This is a genomic window from Actinomyces sp. HPA0247 (genome assembly GCA_000411415.1).
Taxonomy (GTDB): Bacteria; Actinomycetota; Actinomycetes; order Actinomycetales; family Actinomycetaceae; genus Pauljensenia.
In genome coordinates this window covers 544163-558887 of the sequence record KE150451.1, presented here as the reverse complement: position 1 = coordinate 558887, position 14725 = coordinate 544163, and the positions used below count along the sequence as shown (strand labels likewise).

Annotated in this window: 16 protein-coding genes; 9 read left to right on the top strand and 7 right to left on the bottom strand. The window is 64.7% G+C overall.

Going from position 1 to position 14725, the window contains the following annotated elements:
• Nucleotides 1–14 precede the first annotated feature (14 nt).
• On the bottom strand, nucleotides 15–776 hold the full coding sequence (locus HMPREF1478_RS07520) for an ABC transporter permease (RefSeq protein WP_016461488.1): 762 nt from the start codon (nucleotides 774–776) through the stop codon (nucleotides 15–17).
• Nucleotides 763–1686, bottom strand: coding sequence for an ABC transporter ATP-binding protein (locus HMPREF1478_RS07515; protein WP_016461487.1), 924 nt, complete (start codon nucleotides 1684–1686; stop codon nucleotides 763–765). The genes HMPREF1478_RS07520 and HMPREF1478_RS07515 overlap by 14 nt, the downstream gene beginning before the upstream one ends.
• Before the next feature lie 204 nt (nucleotides 1687–1890).
• Here HMPREF1478_RS07515 and hemQ point away from each other — a divergent pair, with 204 nt between their 5' ends.
• Complete coding sequence (gene hemQ / locus HMPREF1478_RS07510) at nucleotides 1891–4101, top strand: hydrogen peroxide-dependent heme synthase (protein WP_051113425.1); 2211 nt, start codon at nucleotides 1891–1893, stop codon at nucleotides 4099–4101.
• 98 nt (nucleotides 4102–4199) lie between these two features.
• Here the strand turns inward: hemQ and HMPREF1478_RS07505 are convergent, their stop codons facing one another.
• The gene (locus HMPREF1478_RS07505) at nucleotides 4200–5207 is read right to left on the bottom strand and encodes an alpha/beta hydrolase (RefSeq protein ID WP_016461485.1); all 1008 of its coding nucleotides are present in this window, start codon (nucleotides 5205–5207) and stop codon (nucleotides 4200–4202) included.
• A 319-nt stretch (nucleotides 5208–5526) separates the two neighbouring features.
• Between HMPREF1478_RS07505 and HMPREF1478_RS07500 the strand changes: the two genes are divergently transcribed.
• Complete coding sequence (locus tag HMPREF1478_RS07500) at nucleotides 5527–6126, top strand: uracil-DNA glycosylase family protein (protein WP_034475488.1); 600 nt, start codon at nucleotides 5527–5529, stop codon at nucleotides 6124–6126.
• Between the two features lie 32 nt (nucleotides 6127–6158).
• Nucleotides 6159–6599, top strand: coding sequence for an alternative ribosome rescue aminoacyl-tRNA hydrolase ArfB (arfB, locus tag HMPREF1478_RS07495; RefSeq protein WP_016461483.1), 441 nt, complete (start codon nucleotides 6159–6161; stop codon nucleotides 6597–6599).
• A gap of 21 nt (nucleotides 6600–6620) precedes the next feature.
• On the opposite strand, the gene HMPREF1478_RS07490 is transcribed toward arfB, so the two are convergent.
• Nucleotides 6621–7442: a class I SAM-dependent methyltransferase gene (locus HMPREF1478_RS07490; protein WP_016461482.1), complete on the bottom strand. Its 822-nt coding sequence runs from the start codon at nucleotides 7440–7442 to the stop codon at nucleotides 6621–6623.
• Nucleotides 7443–7524: 82 nt separating this feature from the next.
• Here HMPREF1478_RS07490 and HMPREF1478_RS07485 point away from each other — a divergent pair, with 82 nt between their 5' ends.
• From HMPREF1478_RS07485 to HMPREF1478_RS07465, 5 genes are all read left to right on the top strand, one after another.
• Nucleotides 7525–7794 carry a type II toxin-antitoxin system RelB/DinJ family antitoxin gene (locus HMPREF1478_RS07485; protein WP_016461481.1) on the top strand — a complete coding sequence of 90 codons (270 nt, stop codon included), beginning with the start codon at nucleotides 7525–7527 and terminating at the stop codon, nucleotides 7792–7794.
• A gap of 65 nt (nucleotides 7795–7859) precedes the next feature.
• The gene (locus tag HMPREF1478_RS07480; protein ID WP_016461480.1) at nucleotides 7860–8909 is read left to right on the top strand and encodes a threonine aldolase family protein; all 1050 of its coding nucleotides are present in this window, start codon (nucleotides 7860–7862) and stop codon (nucleotides 8907–8909) included.
• Between the two features lie 106 nt (nucleotides 8910–9015).
• A complete protein-coding gene (locus tag HMPREF1478_RS07475) occupies nucleotides 9016–9273 on the top strand; it encodes a type II toxin-antitoxin system RelB/DinJ family antitoxin (protein WP_016461479.1) in 258 nt (85 codons plus the stop codon).
• Between the two features lie 71 nt (nucleotides 9274–9344).
• Nucleotides 9345–10067 (top strand): nitroreductase, encoded by a 723-nt coding sequence (locus HMPREF1478_RS07470; protein ID WP_016461478.1) that lies wholly within the window; start codon nucleotides 9345–9347, stop codon nucleotides 10065–10067.
• A 231-nt stretch (nucleotides 10068–10298) separates the two neighbouring features.
• Nucleotides 10299–11621, top strand: coding sequence for a YkvI family membrane protein (locus HMPREF1478_RS07465; RefSeq protein WP_016461477.1), 1323 nt, complete (start codon nucleotides 10299–10301; stop codon nucleotides 11619–11621).
• Between the two features lie 122 nt (nucleotides 11622–11743).
• Here the strand turns inward: HMPREF1478_RS07465 and HMPREF1478_RS07460 are convergent, their stop codons facing one another.
• A complete protein-coding gene (locus HMPREF1478_RS07460; protein WP_016461476.1) occupies nucleotides 11744–12007 on the bottom strand; it encodes a type II toxin-antitoxin system prevent-host-death family antitoxin in 264 nt (87 codons plus the stop codon).
• A gap of 152 nt (nucleotides 12008–12159) precedes the next feature.
• On the opposite strand from HMPREF1478_RS07460, the gene HMPREF1478_RS07455 reads away from it, so the two are divergent.
• Nucleotides 12160–13482: a hypothetical protein gene (locus tag HMPREF1478_RS07455; RefSeq protein ID WP_016461475.1), complete on the top strand. Its 1323-nt coding sequence runs from the start codon at nucleotides 12160–12162 to the stop codon at nucleotides 13480–13482.
• Nucleotide 13483: 1 nt separating this feature from the next.
• Here HMPREF1478_RS07455 and HMPREF1478_RS07450 read toward each other — a convergent pair whose 3' ends face one another.
• On the bottom strand, nucleotides 13484–14089 hold the full coding sequence (locus HMPREF1478_RS07450) for a methylated-DNA--[protein]-cysteine S-methyltransferase (RefSeq protein ID WP_016461474.1): 606 nt from the start codon (nucleotides 14087–14089) through the stop codon (nucleotides 13484–13486).
• Nucleotides 14058–14651 carry a protoglobin domain-containing protein gene (locus HMPREF1478_RS07445; RefSeq protein ID WP_016461473.1) on the bottom strand — a complete coding sequence of 198 codons (594 nt, stop codon included), beginning with the start codon at nucleotides 14649–14651 and terminating at the stop codon, nucleotides 14058–14060. Before HMPREF1478_RS07445 ends, HMPREF1478_RS07450 begins: the two co-directional genes overlap by 32 nt.
• Nucleotides 14652–14725: the final 74 nt, after the last annotated feature.

The window sequence follows — 14725 nt, the reverse complement described above, 5'->3', positions numbered from 1 at the left end:
CGCTTCGGTGGCTATTACTCCCTGTGATAACGGAACTGTACCAGTGCCAGCCCCGCGATCACGGCGAAGAAACCCCACAGGACACCGATCCGTGTCCCGACGTCCGACAGGCTTGCTCCGTCCAGGCTCACCTCGTGAATCGCCGTGATCGCCCAGTATGCGGGGGACAGGCGCGCGGCGTGCTGCGCCCAATCCGGGAACGAAGAGACCGTGGAGAAAGACCCGCCGATGCCCGCCGCCAGCATACCGATAATGTTCGACAGCGACAGGGCTGCGTCGCGGCTGCGTGACCACAGCGCGAGCGCGACTCCGAGCGCCGACAGGACCGCGGAGAAACTGAGAAGGACCGCAGCGAGCGCGACGAGAGATCCGGTCGGCCGGTACCCGAAGATGAGGGCGCCGAGCGCGAGGACAACTGCGATCTGGACGGTCTGCATGAGGAAGGCGACCAGCGCCTTACCCGTCAGGATGGATGCGCGCGAGGTTGGGGAGGCCTCGAGGCGCTCCCACGTGCCCCACGAACGCTCGTTGAAGAACGAGCTGATGATGTTCTGCACGGCCAGGAACGAGAAGAGGATCGCGATTGACGGCACTGCCTGCTCGGCACCGGTGACGCCTGTGTAGCCGTCGGCCAGGAGCATCGACTTGAACGCCGGCATCATGAAGGGAATCAAGACGAGGGGGATGACCGTCAGGATGAGGGTGGGTGCCGGGTCGGTGAGCTGCAGGCGGATGTTCAGGCGGGTCATTGCCCCGAGTTGCTTAAGCCGCGACATGGTCACTCTCCTTGATGATCTGCAGGTACGCGTTGTGCAGGCTCGCCTGCATGATGCGCACGTCCGTCAGGCGTGCGCCTTCGAGGGCGGGCGAGGCCAAGGCTTCGCCGATCCGCGAACCTGGGTCGGCCTCGTCCCCGATGAGTTGGAGGCGCCTGTCGTCGGCGCTCCACCCGTTGATCGAGGGGATGGGGCGATCGAACTCGAGCGTGACCTCGGCGCGCGCGTGGTGAGAGACGATCTCTTCGAGCGTGCCGCTCGCGACGATGCGTCCCTCGTTCAGGATCGCGATGTCGGAGCCAAGCTCCTCGAACTCGGCGAGGTAGTGCGAGGTGTAGACGACGGCCGCTCCGTCGTCGGCGAGCTGGCGGACTGCGCGCAGGATCTGGCTGCGCGCCTCCACGTCCGCGCCGACGGTCGGCTCGTCCATGAACACCAGGCGCGGGCGGTGCATAATCGCCATGCCCGCGTGGAGCCTGCGCTGCTGTCCGCCCGATAGGTGTGAGGCGCGCTGGCCTCGTTTCTCTGTGAGGCCGAGGAGGTCCATGACCTCGCCCGCGCGGGAGGTGGCCTCGCGTCGGCCGAGTCCGTGCAGTTCGCCGAAGGCCGCCAGATTCTGGGCGACGCTCAGGTCGGGGTAGATGCCCAGCTCCTGGGGTGCGTATCCGATTAACCGCGCGGCCTCGGCGGATGCGGTGCGGTGGCCGCAGATGGATGCGGTCCCCGAGTCGGCGCGGCGCAGTCCGCACAGGATCGTGATGAGCGTGGACTTGCCCGCTCCGTTCCGTCCGAGTAGGCCGAGGACCTGACCGGGTTCGACGCGCAGGTCGACCCCGCGCAGGACCTCGTGAGTGCCGTAGCTCTTGCGGATTCCCCGGGCGTCCAGGCCCGGAGCATGTGGATGTGACACGGTGATTCTCCCATCGGTTAACGCTGTTAACTTTGTGTCGCACGTAAGGTTAACAGTGTTAACTTATGGGTGCAAGGCGGCGCTGCGTGTGCAAGAGAAATCGCTGAATTTAAGAGTTTTTCTGACAATCTGTCGCTGCATGGGGGAGGGAAGCAGCCCTAGACTGTCTGCTCGAGGCCTGAAGGAGGACTGAAAGTGCCAGGTATGGATACCTACGACGCGATCATGCTGCTGTCCTACGGTGGCCCGAACGGCCCGGACGACGTCCTGCCGTTCATGCGCAACGCGACGCGCGGTCGCGGAATCCCGGATGAGCGTCTGCTCCAGGTCGCCGCGCACTACAAGCGCTTCGGCGGAGTCTCGCCCATCAATGCTTGCAACCAGCGCCTGATCGCCGACCTGTCCGCGGAACTTGGCAGGCGCGGGCACGACATTCCCGTCGGGTGGGGAAATCGCAACTGGCATCCCTTTGTTTCCGAAGGCCTCGACGAGCTCGCCCAGGCGGGTGCCCGGCGCATCCTCGTCCTGCCCACCTCCGCCTACGCCTCGTACTCGGGATGCCGCCAGTACCGCGAAGACCTCGCCGAGGCCGCGGAGGCCCTGCGCGACAAATGGGGGACGATCGTACTGGGGGCTGAAGACAGCGCCGATAATCCCGACGCCGACATCATCCTGGACAAGGTCCGTCCCTACTACTCGACCCCCGGCATGGCGAGCGCGCAGATCACATCCGTCCGGCGCGCGTGGGAGGCCCTCGCGGCACGCGGTGTCGACGCGGACGGGATCCGCCTGATCTTCGTCACCCACTCCATCCCCGTGAGCATGGAGGCGGGATCCTCGCCCTTCCCGTTCCGCTCGACATTCGACGAGGCCGTGGCGGCCTCGGGCGGTCGCACCGAGCAGCAGGGGAGCGAGGCCTCGTCGCCGGCGGGGACGCCTGCAACCGAAATCAGCTACGTTGCCCAGCATCACGCCCTTATCCAAGCGATCATGCCGGAGCTGCGGCGCGTCCTTGGGCGCGCGGATCTGGGCTACGACCTCGTGTATTGCTCGCGGTCCGGCCCCCCGCAGGCCCGCTGGCTCGAGCCCGATATCAACGATTTCCTCGAGGAAATCGCGGGCGACACAACGCCGCTGACCGGCGCCGTCGTCGTCCCGATCGGGTTCATCTGCGACCACATGGAGGTCGTCTACGACCTCGACACCGAGGCGAAGGAAACCGCCGCGCGCCTGGGGATCCCCTACGAGCGCGCCGACACCGTCTCGACCGACCCGGGCTTCGTGTCCTCCCTGGTCGACGTGCTCGAAGAGCGCGCTGCCCAGGCACGAGGCGAGAACCCCGCGCGCGTCACCGTGACGGGCACCGGCCCCTTCCATACCGTCTGCCCGAGCGACTGCTGCCTCTCCCCGGCGCGCCCCGGCCATGCCTCGCCCTCCGGCGCTGGTGGGCATCCCGACGTCGCACCCACCCCTCATTCTTCCGGCGCGCACGCCCGAGCCGCCGGTCAATTAGCCCCAACCCAGGAGGACTCCATGTCTACCCCGCATCCCCACGCCGTCGTGCCGCCCGAGCAGAACCCGGAAAACCCGGGACATCCCGCAGGAGTGCCGGACCGCGTCGGTGAGCACGCCGCGCGCCACCAGGCCCGCCACGCAGGCACCGAGGCGACGCCCCACTCGCACGCCGCTCACGCCCGCGTCACTGACCCGCGCGACGCGACGGACGTCGACTTCGACGAGGTCAACAACAAGCAGCACTACGCCCTCTACTCCGTGTTCGCGCTCGGTGAGTCCCTGCCCGCCGACGATGGCGAGCGCGGCCGCATCGTCGCCGAATCCCTGGACTACGTGAAGGGTGCGGGCGCGGAAATCCGCGGCTTCTACGACGTCTCCGGCTTCCGCGCCGAGGCGGACCTGATGGTGTGGTGGCTCGACGACGACCCGGAGGTCCTCCAGGACGCCTACCACCGCCTGCGTGCGTCGGCGCTGGGCAAGTTCCTGGACCCGGTGTGGTCCTGCATGGGCCTGCACACCCCCGCCGAGTTCAATAAGCGTCACATCCCCGCCTGCTTCGGCGGCGTCGCACCCCGCGACTGGGCGATGGTCTACCCCTTCGTGCGCTCCTACGACTGGTACCTGAAGGCCCCCGAAGAGCGCGCCCGCATCATGGCCGAACACGGCCGCAACGGCTTCGCTCAGTACCCGGACGTCAAGGGCTCGACCCTGTCGGCCTTCGGCTTCTCCGACTACGAGTGGGTGCTCGCGTTCGAGGCCGACACCCTGGACCGCCTCGAGGGCGTCATGCACGCCCAGCGCTACACCGAGGCGCGCCTCTACGTGCGCGAGGACACCCCGTTCTTCACGGGTCCGCGCGTGAGCCTCGGCGAGTGGGCCGAGCGTCAGCCCCGCGCATAAGACCCTCTGCTCTGTAAGCCAGCCCCGGCCTCGTCCCTGAGAAAAGGAACGAGGCCGGGGCTGCGTGTGTTGTGCTCACGCCGCGTGGGCTGCGCGCCTTACTTGCCAGGGAAGAGCAACGGTAGGTTGTGCTCGACCTGGTTGGCGATCGAGGTCATTGAGTGGGTTTCGCCGTCGTCGATCCACAGCTGCAGGCTGTCCTCGGTCATGAGGTCGGGATAATCCTCGTGGAGCTCATCAATCTGCGGGGTCATGTCCCACAGGGCCGGGTCCTCCGAGCCGACCGACGCGAGAATGAGGAAGTCTCGTGGCCCGTAGTGGGCGCGCTCGACGCCGGCGGTCACCAGCTCGGCGATGCGCGGGGAATCCGCCTCCTCCTCGCGTCCGATCCACGACTCGCCGGCCATCGGCATGTACCCGTAGAAGTACTGCGGACGCAAGGCAAAAACATCCCACGTGGTCGTCGCGCCCATCGAGAAACCGCCGAATGCGCGGTGCTTGCGCGAGGCTCGCAGCGACTGGTCGGAGGTGTCGCCGCGGGCGAACGTGGTGTAGCGGGACTCGACGGTGTCGATCAGAGTATCGATCTCGCTCGTCGCGAAGAAGCGATTGAGGGTGTAGTCCTCCTCGTAGTCATCCGTCGCGAACGAGCGATCCGGATAGTAGGTCGCGAAAACGACCAGCGTCGGTGCAGCCTTGCCGCCGCTCTCCAGCTCGTCGACGACGGGTGAAACGCCGTCAGCCAGACCGGCGGCGTTTCCCCACCAGCCGTGCGTCAGATAGAGGACGTTCGCGGGTGTGTCCGAGGTGTAGGACGCGGGAACGTACACGTAGGCCTGCTTGGTGTAAGTCGTTCCCTCGTAGCTCTGCTCGTAGGTGATCGTGTCGATCGTGCCGTGCAGAGACTTGGCCGTGTCCATGAGTGAGGCGACGCCCTCGGGCAGGGGGTCCTCGTCCTCTTCATAGGCAATGGCCGTGGGGTCTTTCTGTCCGTTGCCCGAACGATTGAGCGCGAACGAGGTGACCCCCACGAGGGTGAGCAGGCACAGCGCGATGATGGCGGTGATGCGGAACCTATTGGTTTTCCGTACGAGTCGTGTTGTCACTGGCTGCGCCTCAGCCCGTTCGTCGTCATGCGTTCAGCTGTCCTCATGCGCTCCACTCTATGCCCGCCCGATGCGTCGCTACCAATCGGTGTGGTCCTTCCCGCGCGACGCCTTCTATCCCATTTCGCATGCAATTCCCCCGCGAGTCTTTCAGGATTTGAATTGTGATCGTTGAAATTCCGGGGTTTGTGCGGGGTTTGTAAAAGGGGTGTTCGGGGAATTGCATGCGACATTTGTGGGGAACTATGGCGTGTGTGCAGCGTGTGACCTCCAAGGCGTTGGAGGCGGAGTGAGTGCGGACGTGACATACGCTGGGGGTATGACACCGGAGATCACGGATCCGCGCTTCCAGAAAATCGCTGACGATATCAAAAACGATCCCGAGAACGCCTCGTTTACGAAGCGTGGAATCGACCCGCTGTTCTTCGCGGGCCCGCAGTGTCGCATCATGATCGTCGGCCAGGCGCCCGGGCGCTTCGCCGAGGAGACCGGCATCGTGTGGAACGACCGCAGCGGCGACCGGCTGCGCGACTGGATGGGCATCGACCGCGACGCGTTCTATCATTCGGGCAAGCTCGCAATCGTCCCCATGGACTTCTACTTCCCGGGCACGGGTAAGAGTGGAGACCTGCCTCCGCGCAAGGACTTCGCCGACAAGTGGCACCCGCGCCTGCTCGAGCTGATGCCGCACTTGGATATGACGATCCTCGTCGGCGCATACGCGACCAGGCGCTACCTGGACCTGAAGTCCTCGGCCTCCCTCACGGACGTCGTGCGCGACTACAAGCACTACCTGCCCACGTACTTCCCACTGGTCCACCCCTCGCCGCGCAATCAGATGTGGATGAAGAAGAACCCCTGGTTCGACACTGACGTGCTGCCCGACCTGAAGAAGCGGGTCGCTGAGCTCATGAAGTAACGAGGCCCGGGCGGGTAGTGCACACTAGTCCCATGGACGATCTGCGCATTCCCGCCGGGCCCGGCTGCCCGCGCGGCCTCGTTGTGCCCGCGGGGGAGCTGATCGAGCGTTTCTCTCACGCCTCGGGCCCCGGCGGCCAGGGCGTTAACACGGCGGACTCGCGCGTCCAACTCAGCCTGGATCTGGCGACGACAATAGCCTTGAATGACAAGCAGCGCGAGCGTGCCCTCTGCGAGCTCGATGATCGCCTGAGCGGAACCGTCCTCACGATCACCGCCGCCGAGCACCGCTCCCAGCGTCGCAACCGCGCCGCCGCGCGCGAGCGCCTCGCCGAAGTGCTGCGTTCGGCCCTTGTCCCTCCCGTCCCGAGGCGGGCCACGAAGCCGACGCGCGCGTCCAAGCTGCGCCGCCTGGATGCCAAGAAGAGGCGCTCGGAGATCAAGGCGCGCAGGCGTCGCCCGGACGCGGACTAAGAAGAACGAGGCCGGGGCTGCCTACGCCCACTCGCTCCCGTCGGTGCTCCAGCCGATAAACGCCCAGGTGACGGGCAGAGGGTAGTCCAGGACCCAGTGTTCTCCTGCCACCTCAGAGGGGCCAAGGTGATCCTCGCGAACGACATGTTGCGCCGCGTACGCGTCGAAAAGTCGCTGCTCGCGCGCGGTGAATGGCTCTGGGCCGGCCAGGCGACGAAGGTCCGCGCGGGCCTCGTCGAAGGAAGAAAAACGCATCGGACGGAAGGTGCGTGTAGTCGCGAAAACCGGGATCCGCCCCAGGGTCGCGAGCGCGCGGGTCACGTCGCGGACGACGCGCGGGCGCCTCGCCGAGCGTCCCAGGTAGGTGAGCAGGCGTGGGTCGCGGGAGGGGAGCAGGCTGTCGGGCACGACGACCGCCGCGCGTGATCGGGCCGCCGCGTCAAGCTTGCGCACGCAAGCGGACACGTCCCCGCTCATGAGGGAGCGTGACGCGAAGGCGACGTCCACGCTGTTCTCACCCAGGCCCGCCTCCTCCCAGTCGTCCTCCCAGGCGAGCAAGTGGGAGGTGATTGGCAGATTTTCTGCTGCCGTGCGCTCGTCGAGGATGGCCAGCATGGCCTCTGCGAAGTCACAGCCGTGGACGCGGTGCCCGGCGCGGGCGAGGGGGACGGCGAGTGTGCCCGTCGCACACCCCATGTCGAGGACCTCATCACCCGCCTCGAGCGCGAGCAAGTCCAGAAGCCAGTGCTCGTAGTCGCTGGTCGCGTTGCGTGTGAACGTCGCGGCCCGCTTGTTCCAATAGGCCTGCGAGTCCCGGTTCATAGTGCTGTCGTGTATCGACATGAGATAGCCCTTCACTGCGCCTTATGTGCATGTCTTGATGGAGGATATGTATGTATAATGACATGCAGAAGGAGGTTCTTGCATGGCAACCGTGAATTTTAGTGTGCGCATGGATGCAGATCTTAAGCGTGAGGTTGAAGCGATCTACGCGGAGCTCGGTATGAATCTGACGTCCGCTGTGAATGCTTTCCTGCGTCAGAGCGTGCGTGTGGGTGGAATGCCCTTCGATCTGCGTCTGAATGAACAGCAGCGCGAGACGGTCCTGGCGATGTTGGAAGCGGAGCAGCTGGCCTCTGATCCTTCTATCGAGGCTCTGAACGTTGAGGACGCTCTGGCGGAGTTGAAGCGCTAACGGGACGGGAACCCACGCAGATCTGTTTGGCCTCTAAGCGCGGCACTGCGTGGAATAATGGCCCAATGACTTTTTCTGCCACGCTGCCGAACTTCTCTAGCGACTACCAGGAGGGGGCGCACGCCCGGGTGCTCGATGCCCTCGTCGCCACCAACATGGAACAGTCCAGCGGCTACGGCACCGACGAGCACTGCGAGCGCGCCCGCGACCTGATTCGCGAGGCCTGCCAGGCTCCCGACGCGGACGTGTACTTCCTGGTGGGCGGCACGCAGACGAACGCGACCGTCATCGATGCGATCCTCCTGCCCTGGCAGGGTGTCATCGCGCCCAACACCGGCCACATCAACATGCACGAGGCCGGCATCGTTGAGCGCGGCGGCCACAAGATCCTCGACACCCCGGCCGTTGATGGCAAGATCAACGCCGCCGACGTCGAACGCATCTGCGCAGCGTGGGAGGGCGATGGTGCGCGTGACCACATGATCGCCCCCGCCCTCGTCTATATTTCGCAGCCCACCGAGTACGGCACCCTCTACTCCCTGCGCGAGCTCGAGGAGCTCTCCGCCGTATGCCGCCAGCGAGACCTCAAGCTTTTCGTGGACGGCGCGCGCCTCGCCTACGCGCTGGCCTCGCCCGCCAATGACGTGAGCCTGGCCGACCTGGCGCGCCTGACCGACGTGTTCTACATCGGCGGCACCAAGTGCGGCACGCTCTTTGGCGAGGCCGTGGTGATCCCCGAGCGCGGGTCGATCCGCCAGTTCGTCACCCATATGAAGCAGCACGGTGCGCTCATGGCGAAGGGGCGTCTCCTGGGCGTGCAGTTCGAGGCGCTCTTCGAGGATGGCCTCTACCTGACGATCGGCGAGCCCGCCGTTAAGGCGACCGCCCGCATTCGCGAGGCCCTCAAGCGCGCAGGCTACGTCGTCACCATGGATTCGCCGACCAACCTGACCTTCGTGGCCCTCGACCAGGCCGGGCACGAGCGCCTGTCCGACAAGGTGCGCTACAGCATCTGGGAGACCCTGCCCGATGGCCGCTACCTCGCGCGCATCGGCACGTCATGGGCCACGCCCGAGGAGGACGTGGCGTCCTTCGAGCAGGCCCTGGCCCGGTAAAGGCAGATTTTCTTCATTCTCTGGGTGGAGTGCGCTGTCACAGTCTTTAATATGCTATCGATCTGATAGCATGTAGCTATCGATATGTCGATTTTGGAGGTATCAAATGGCGACCGCTACGGTGACTGTTCGACTCGATGCTGAGGATAAGGCCGCGATGGAGCGTGCCTGCAAAGAAATGGGTCTCTCAATGAATACCGCGTTCACGATCTTTGCGAAGAAGGTGGCGCGGGAACAGCGGATTCCCTTCGTTTTGGAGGTTGATGGATTCTACTCGCGTTCCAACCTTGCTCATCTTGACCGAGGTATTGCGGAGCTGGAGGCTGGGCGTGGTATCTCGCGAGAGCTGAATGGGGATCATTAGCCGGCGAAGTGGCAGCCGTCCAGTGGGCGGGCCGGGTGGATCGGGGAGCGAAGCCGGGTTAGCCTGGGCGCATGACACTCACCGCGCAGACGAACGACTTTTCCACCCTGACCGCCTCGCGCCGCTCCACGCGCGCCTTTACAGACCAGGAGATCCCCGCCGAGGTCCTCGACGCGATCCTCGCCGACGCGACGACTGCGCCGTCCTGGTCCAACACGCGCGCCTTCCGCGTCGCCCTGGCCACGGGCGAGCGCGCCGCTCGCCTGCGTCAGCACTACGGCCGTCTCTTCGACGAGGAGATCGCCGCCCACGCCCGCAAGGCCGAGGATCCGGCCGTTGAGATCCCCGTTCCGGACGGCGACTTCCCGGTGCGCAAGCGCTACCCGGACGAGGTGCGACCCGCTCAGATCGAGGTCGCGAAGCTCCTCTACGGCATCTATGGCGTCGAGCGTCCCGACATCGAGGGGCGCAACCGCGTGAACCGCCGCAACGTGATGGCCTTCGACGCTCCCGTCATGGGCTTCGTCTTCGTCCACGAGGACATGCTGCCGTGGAGCGCCATGGACGCCGGCCTCATGCTCCAGACCCTGTTCCTGTCCGCCAAGTCGCGCGGCATTGACTCGTGCCCGATCGGCTTCCTTTCCATCTGGCGCGAGCCTGTCGAAGCCGAGTTCGAGATTCCCGAGGGCTACCAGTTGATTACCGGTTTCGCGCTCGGTTACGCGGATCCCGAGGCTCCGATCAACGCGATGCAGGCGCCGCGCCCGCCGATCCAGCTTCTTCAGGCCCGTTAGAGTCATTTCAGAGGTGTGTGCCTCGTATTCCTCATCATTGAATGAGGGGCCATGGTCTTGTGTATGGGCTCAGTGAGGTCGGGGTTTCGCTCGTTTTTGGTGAGTGGTGCCATGCTGTGCAACTCTATATGAGAGTGATCGAATGCACATAAAGATGCTGATGGTTTGAAGTGAGGTCTACGGTGGAGTGAGGCTTCGGCCTACCGAAATACTTATGATCGAAAGGGACGTATGTCCAAAAAATACCTCTCCGCCGCTTTTGCTTATGTCGGGGTCATCGTTGGTGCTGGCCTAGCCAGCGGCCAGGATCTGCTCCAGTACTTCCTCGCGTACGGTGCGATAGGCCTGATTGGGATTGCGGCACTGGGTGTCCTCAACGTCATTTTCGGTGCAGTCGCCCTGCAGCTGGGCTCCTACTACCGCTCCGACAACCATGACGAGGTCTTCGAGCGCATCGCGCATCCTGCGCTTCGTCGCCTTATCGACGTGGTCCTCGTCTTTTCTGCCTTCACGATGGGCTTCGTGATGCTCGCGGGTGCGGGAGCGAACCTCGAGCAGCAGTTCGGCCTGCCCTCGTGGATGGGTGGAGCCCTGTGTGCGGTGTTGGTGGTTCTGACTGCGTTCTTAAATTTTGATCGCATCATGAATGTGATTGGGGTGTTCACGCCGATCATCATGGTCGCGATTGCGGTCTTGATGATTTACTCGCTGGTAACCCCACATGCAAGTGTTGCTGAGCTCGATGCCGCTGCTCGCAACGTGACGCCCGCGCTGCCAAACCTTGTTTTTTCCACGCTTAACTACTTTGCGCTGTGTGTTGTCGGCGGTATCGCGATGGCCTTCGTGCTGGGTGGATCGATCCTGCGCATCGGTGAAGCTCGCCGTGCCGGTCATATCGGCGGCGTCCTCATCGCGCTGGTCCTCGGTGCGGATGCGGTGGCCCTCTATCTCAATGTCGATCGCATTTGGAACTTCGATGTACCGGCTTTGGAGATCGCGCGCTCGGTTCATCCGGCCTTTGCGTTTGGATACACGCTCGTTATTTTTGCGCTCATCTACAACACCGCTTTCTCCTTGTTCTATTCGACGGCCCGCCGCTTCTCGGGGGGTTCGACTGCTCGTTTGCGCATTGTTCTCATCGCTGTTGTTGCGGCGGGCTATGCGGCTTCCTTCATGGGCTTCAAGAAGCTGATCGGCGTGATGTACCCGATCATTGGCTGGCTGGGTGTCGCCCTCCTCGTCGTCCTCGCGGTCGGCTGGCTGCGCGAGCGCTCCGCCGTTCTGCGCGAGGAGAATCTGCGACGCAAGCTCATCCGCGTTATGGTGCGCAAGCATGCTGATGACCTTGAGTTCAAGGATGAGGACCGACTCAAGGCTCGTCATCTGGCCCGCGCATCCGTTGTCGACGGTGTTGAGTTGCGTCGCGACGCGAGCTCGATTGCGGAAGAGATTGTGGATTCGCAGGAAGACGCTGCAGCTTATGCGAGGGCAGAGTTGCCGGTCGATGAGGCACTGGTGGAAGAAGCGCTCGAGAACGGACAGCCAAACGCATAGTCGTTGCACAAGTTGAGGCTCATCCTTCATGAATGAAGGGTGGGCCTCACATGTCTCGGATAGGGTCCTGCGCCCGCCGATTCAGCGCCTCTAAGGCAAGTGACGCTACGAGCGATGTATCGCTAGTCGTTGAGCTCAGCGCGCAGGTCGGCCAGGCTCACGCGCTGCCCGTCGTCTTTGCGAACCGCCTCGCGGAAGGCTTCGAGGTCGCGCGCGTCCTCGAGCTCTTCCAGGGCCAGCAAGTCCTCGACGCCGATCACGATCGCAGTGAGGCGGCCGTTTTTCGTCACTCCGATACGCTCGCCGCCGTAGGAGGCTCGTCCGAGGACATCGGAGAGGTTCGCGCGCAGCTCCCGAGTCGATAGGGTTGTGGCAAGTGTGTTCATGGTGTCAGTTTAGTACTTTGTGTACACATCTGTATCTGGATGAGCTTTCCTGAGCGTGAACAATTTCCCACGGACGTGCCGCTCTCCTGGGTGAGCGTCTACCGTGGAACGAGGCCCCGGCCTCGTAAAACGTTCGCAATCGGAAGGACCCTATGTCCAAGAAGTACCTCTCTGTCGCCTTCGCCTACGTGGGAGTCGTCATCGGCGCGGGCCTGGCGAGTGGCCAGGACCTGCTCCAGTACTTCCTCTCCTTCGGCGCGAAGGGACTGATCGGCATCGCGGCCCTGGGCGTCCTCAACGTCGTCTTCGGTGTCGTCGCGCTCCAGCTGGGCTCCTACTACCGATCCGGCCATCACGACGAAGTCTTCGAACGCATCACCCACCCGGCGCTGCGCCGCGTCATCGACGTCGTGCTCGTCTTCTCGGGCTTCGCGATGGGCTTCGTGATGCTCGCGGGGGCCGGCGCGAACCTTGAGCAGCAGTTCGGCCTGCCCGCGTGGGCGGGTAGCGCCCTGTGCGCGGTGCTCGTGATCCTCACGGCCTTTCTCGACTTCGACCGGATCATGAAGGTGATCGGCGTCTTTACGCCCATGATCATCGTCGCCATCACGATCCTCACCATCTACTCGCTGGCCACCCCGCACCCGGGCGTCGCCGAACTCAACGCCGCCGCCACCCAGGTCACCCCGGCGCTGCCCAACCTGTGGCTCTCCACGATCAACTACTTCGCGCTGTGTGTCGTCAACGGAATTGCGATGGCCTTCGTGCTCGGCGGCTCGGTGCTACGCATCGGCGAGGCCCGCCGCGCCGGGCGCATCGGCGGCACTATCATCGCCCTCGTCATCGGCGCGGACGCCCTGTGCCTGTATCTGAACATGGATCGCATCTGGGACGTGAACGTTCCCGCCCTCGAGATCGCGCGCTCGATCCACCCGGCCTTCGCCTTCATCTACACCCTCATCATTTTCGCGCTCATCTACAACACGGTCTTTTCGCTGTTCTACTCGACGGCGCGACGCTTCTCGGGCGGGTCGACCACTCGCATGCGCATCGTCCTCGTCGGCGTCGTTGCCGTGGGCTACGCGGCTTCGCTCATGGGCTTTAAGAAACTGATCGGCGGCATGTACCCGATCATTGGTTGGCTGGGCGTCGCCCTCCTCGTCGTCCTCGCGGTCGGCTGGCTGCGCGAGCGCTCCGCCGTCCTACGCGAGGAGAACCTGCGCCGCAAGCTCATCCGCGTCCTCGTGCGCAAGCACGCCGACGACCTGGAGTACACGGACGAGCACCGCGCCCAGGCCCGTACCCTCGCGCAGGCCTCGGTCGTCGATGGCGCCGAGCTGCGCCGCGAGGCCGACACGATCGCCGAGCAGATCGCCGACACTCAGGATGACGCCGCCGCCTACGCGCGCGAGGCTCTGCCCGTTGACGAGGCCCTGGTCGAGCAGGCGATTGAGGCAGACCGGGCGAACGGCTGAGTCAGCTGACCGACGAGGCCGTGGCTGCCTCGTGCGCAAGCAGCCATGCTTTCGCCTCCGCTCCGGCCGCGTAGCCGCCCGGGCCGTCCGCGGCCACAACACGGTGGCAGGGGCGAATGAGCAGCAGGGGATTGCGTCCGACCGCTCCGCCGACCGCCTGGGCTGACGCGGGGATGCCCGCGCCCCGCATCGTGGCCGCGAGATGCCCGTACGTGTGCGTCGCGCCGTAGGGGATAGCGTCCATCGCCTCCCACACGCGCTTTTGAAAGTCCGTGCCCGCAGGCGCGAGACGAACGGTGGCGGGGGAGGGGGCCTCGCCCGCGAAGTATCCGTCGAGCCAGGACATCGCCGCGCCCAGAGCCCGCGCGTCCGCCTCGCCCCACCCGGCCTCGGCGAGGATAACATCCCGGGAAACGGGCGAGGTTAGGTCGAGCGCGGAGCGCGCCACGGCCTCGTCGATGCCGTAGGGGGAGCCGAAGAAACGCTGCCCGGCCCCCCACAAGCCGATGAGCGCACCGCCCCGCGCGGCCAGCGTGAGGCTGCCGATGGGGGAGCTGTAGGCGGCGAGCGCCGGATTAGAACTGCTCGGGGTGCTCTCGGTAGGCATACGCCCACACTGTCACGGCGACAGTGACAGCGCGAGTCCAGGCATCACGGACGGCGCTCAGTTCTTCGCCTTCGAAGCCCTCCGCGAGGAGACGGTGCCCGACCTCCACAGTCGGCGCGATGAAGGCGAGCACGTAGCGCAGGGGCACGAATGGCGTCGAGTCCGCCCCATCCGCCGCGTTCTTCGCTGCGGACATATGCCGTGCGCCGATCAGGTACTGGTAGTCCAACCATGCCTGGTCCCGCTCGCGCGTGCACATGTCGATGATCCACTGGGCGAAGCGGGGCTTTGACGCCTGGGCGTACTCGGGGTTCGGCTGTCCATCTGGGTGCGCGGAATGGGCTGCCAAATACGTCTTTTGAGCCAGAATTCCACGCCACGTGTCGACCATTTCCATGGCATGCGGCGCCAGGATGGGTTCTGCTCGTGAGAGCAGCTCTGCGTCACCGGGCTGGACGTGTGCGGCTGCCTCAATCTGGCGCAGATCCTCGAGTGTCAGCGGAGACGTGGGGACGGCATCGGTGCCGTAGGTGTACCCCGACGAGTGGTCGTAAGCAGTCATGAGAACCTCCTTGAAACGATGCGTCGATTGTACAACGTGCTCTGATCGTGTGGGTCTGTTTGACATTCGGGGAT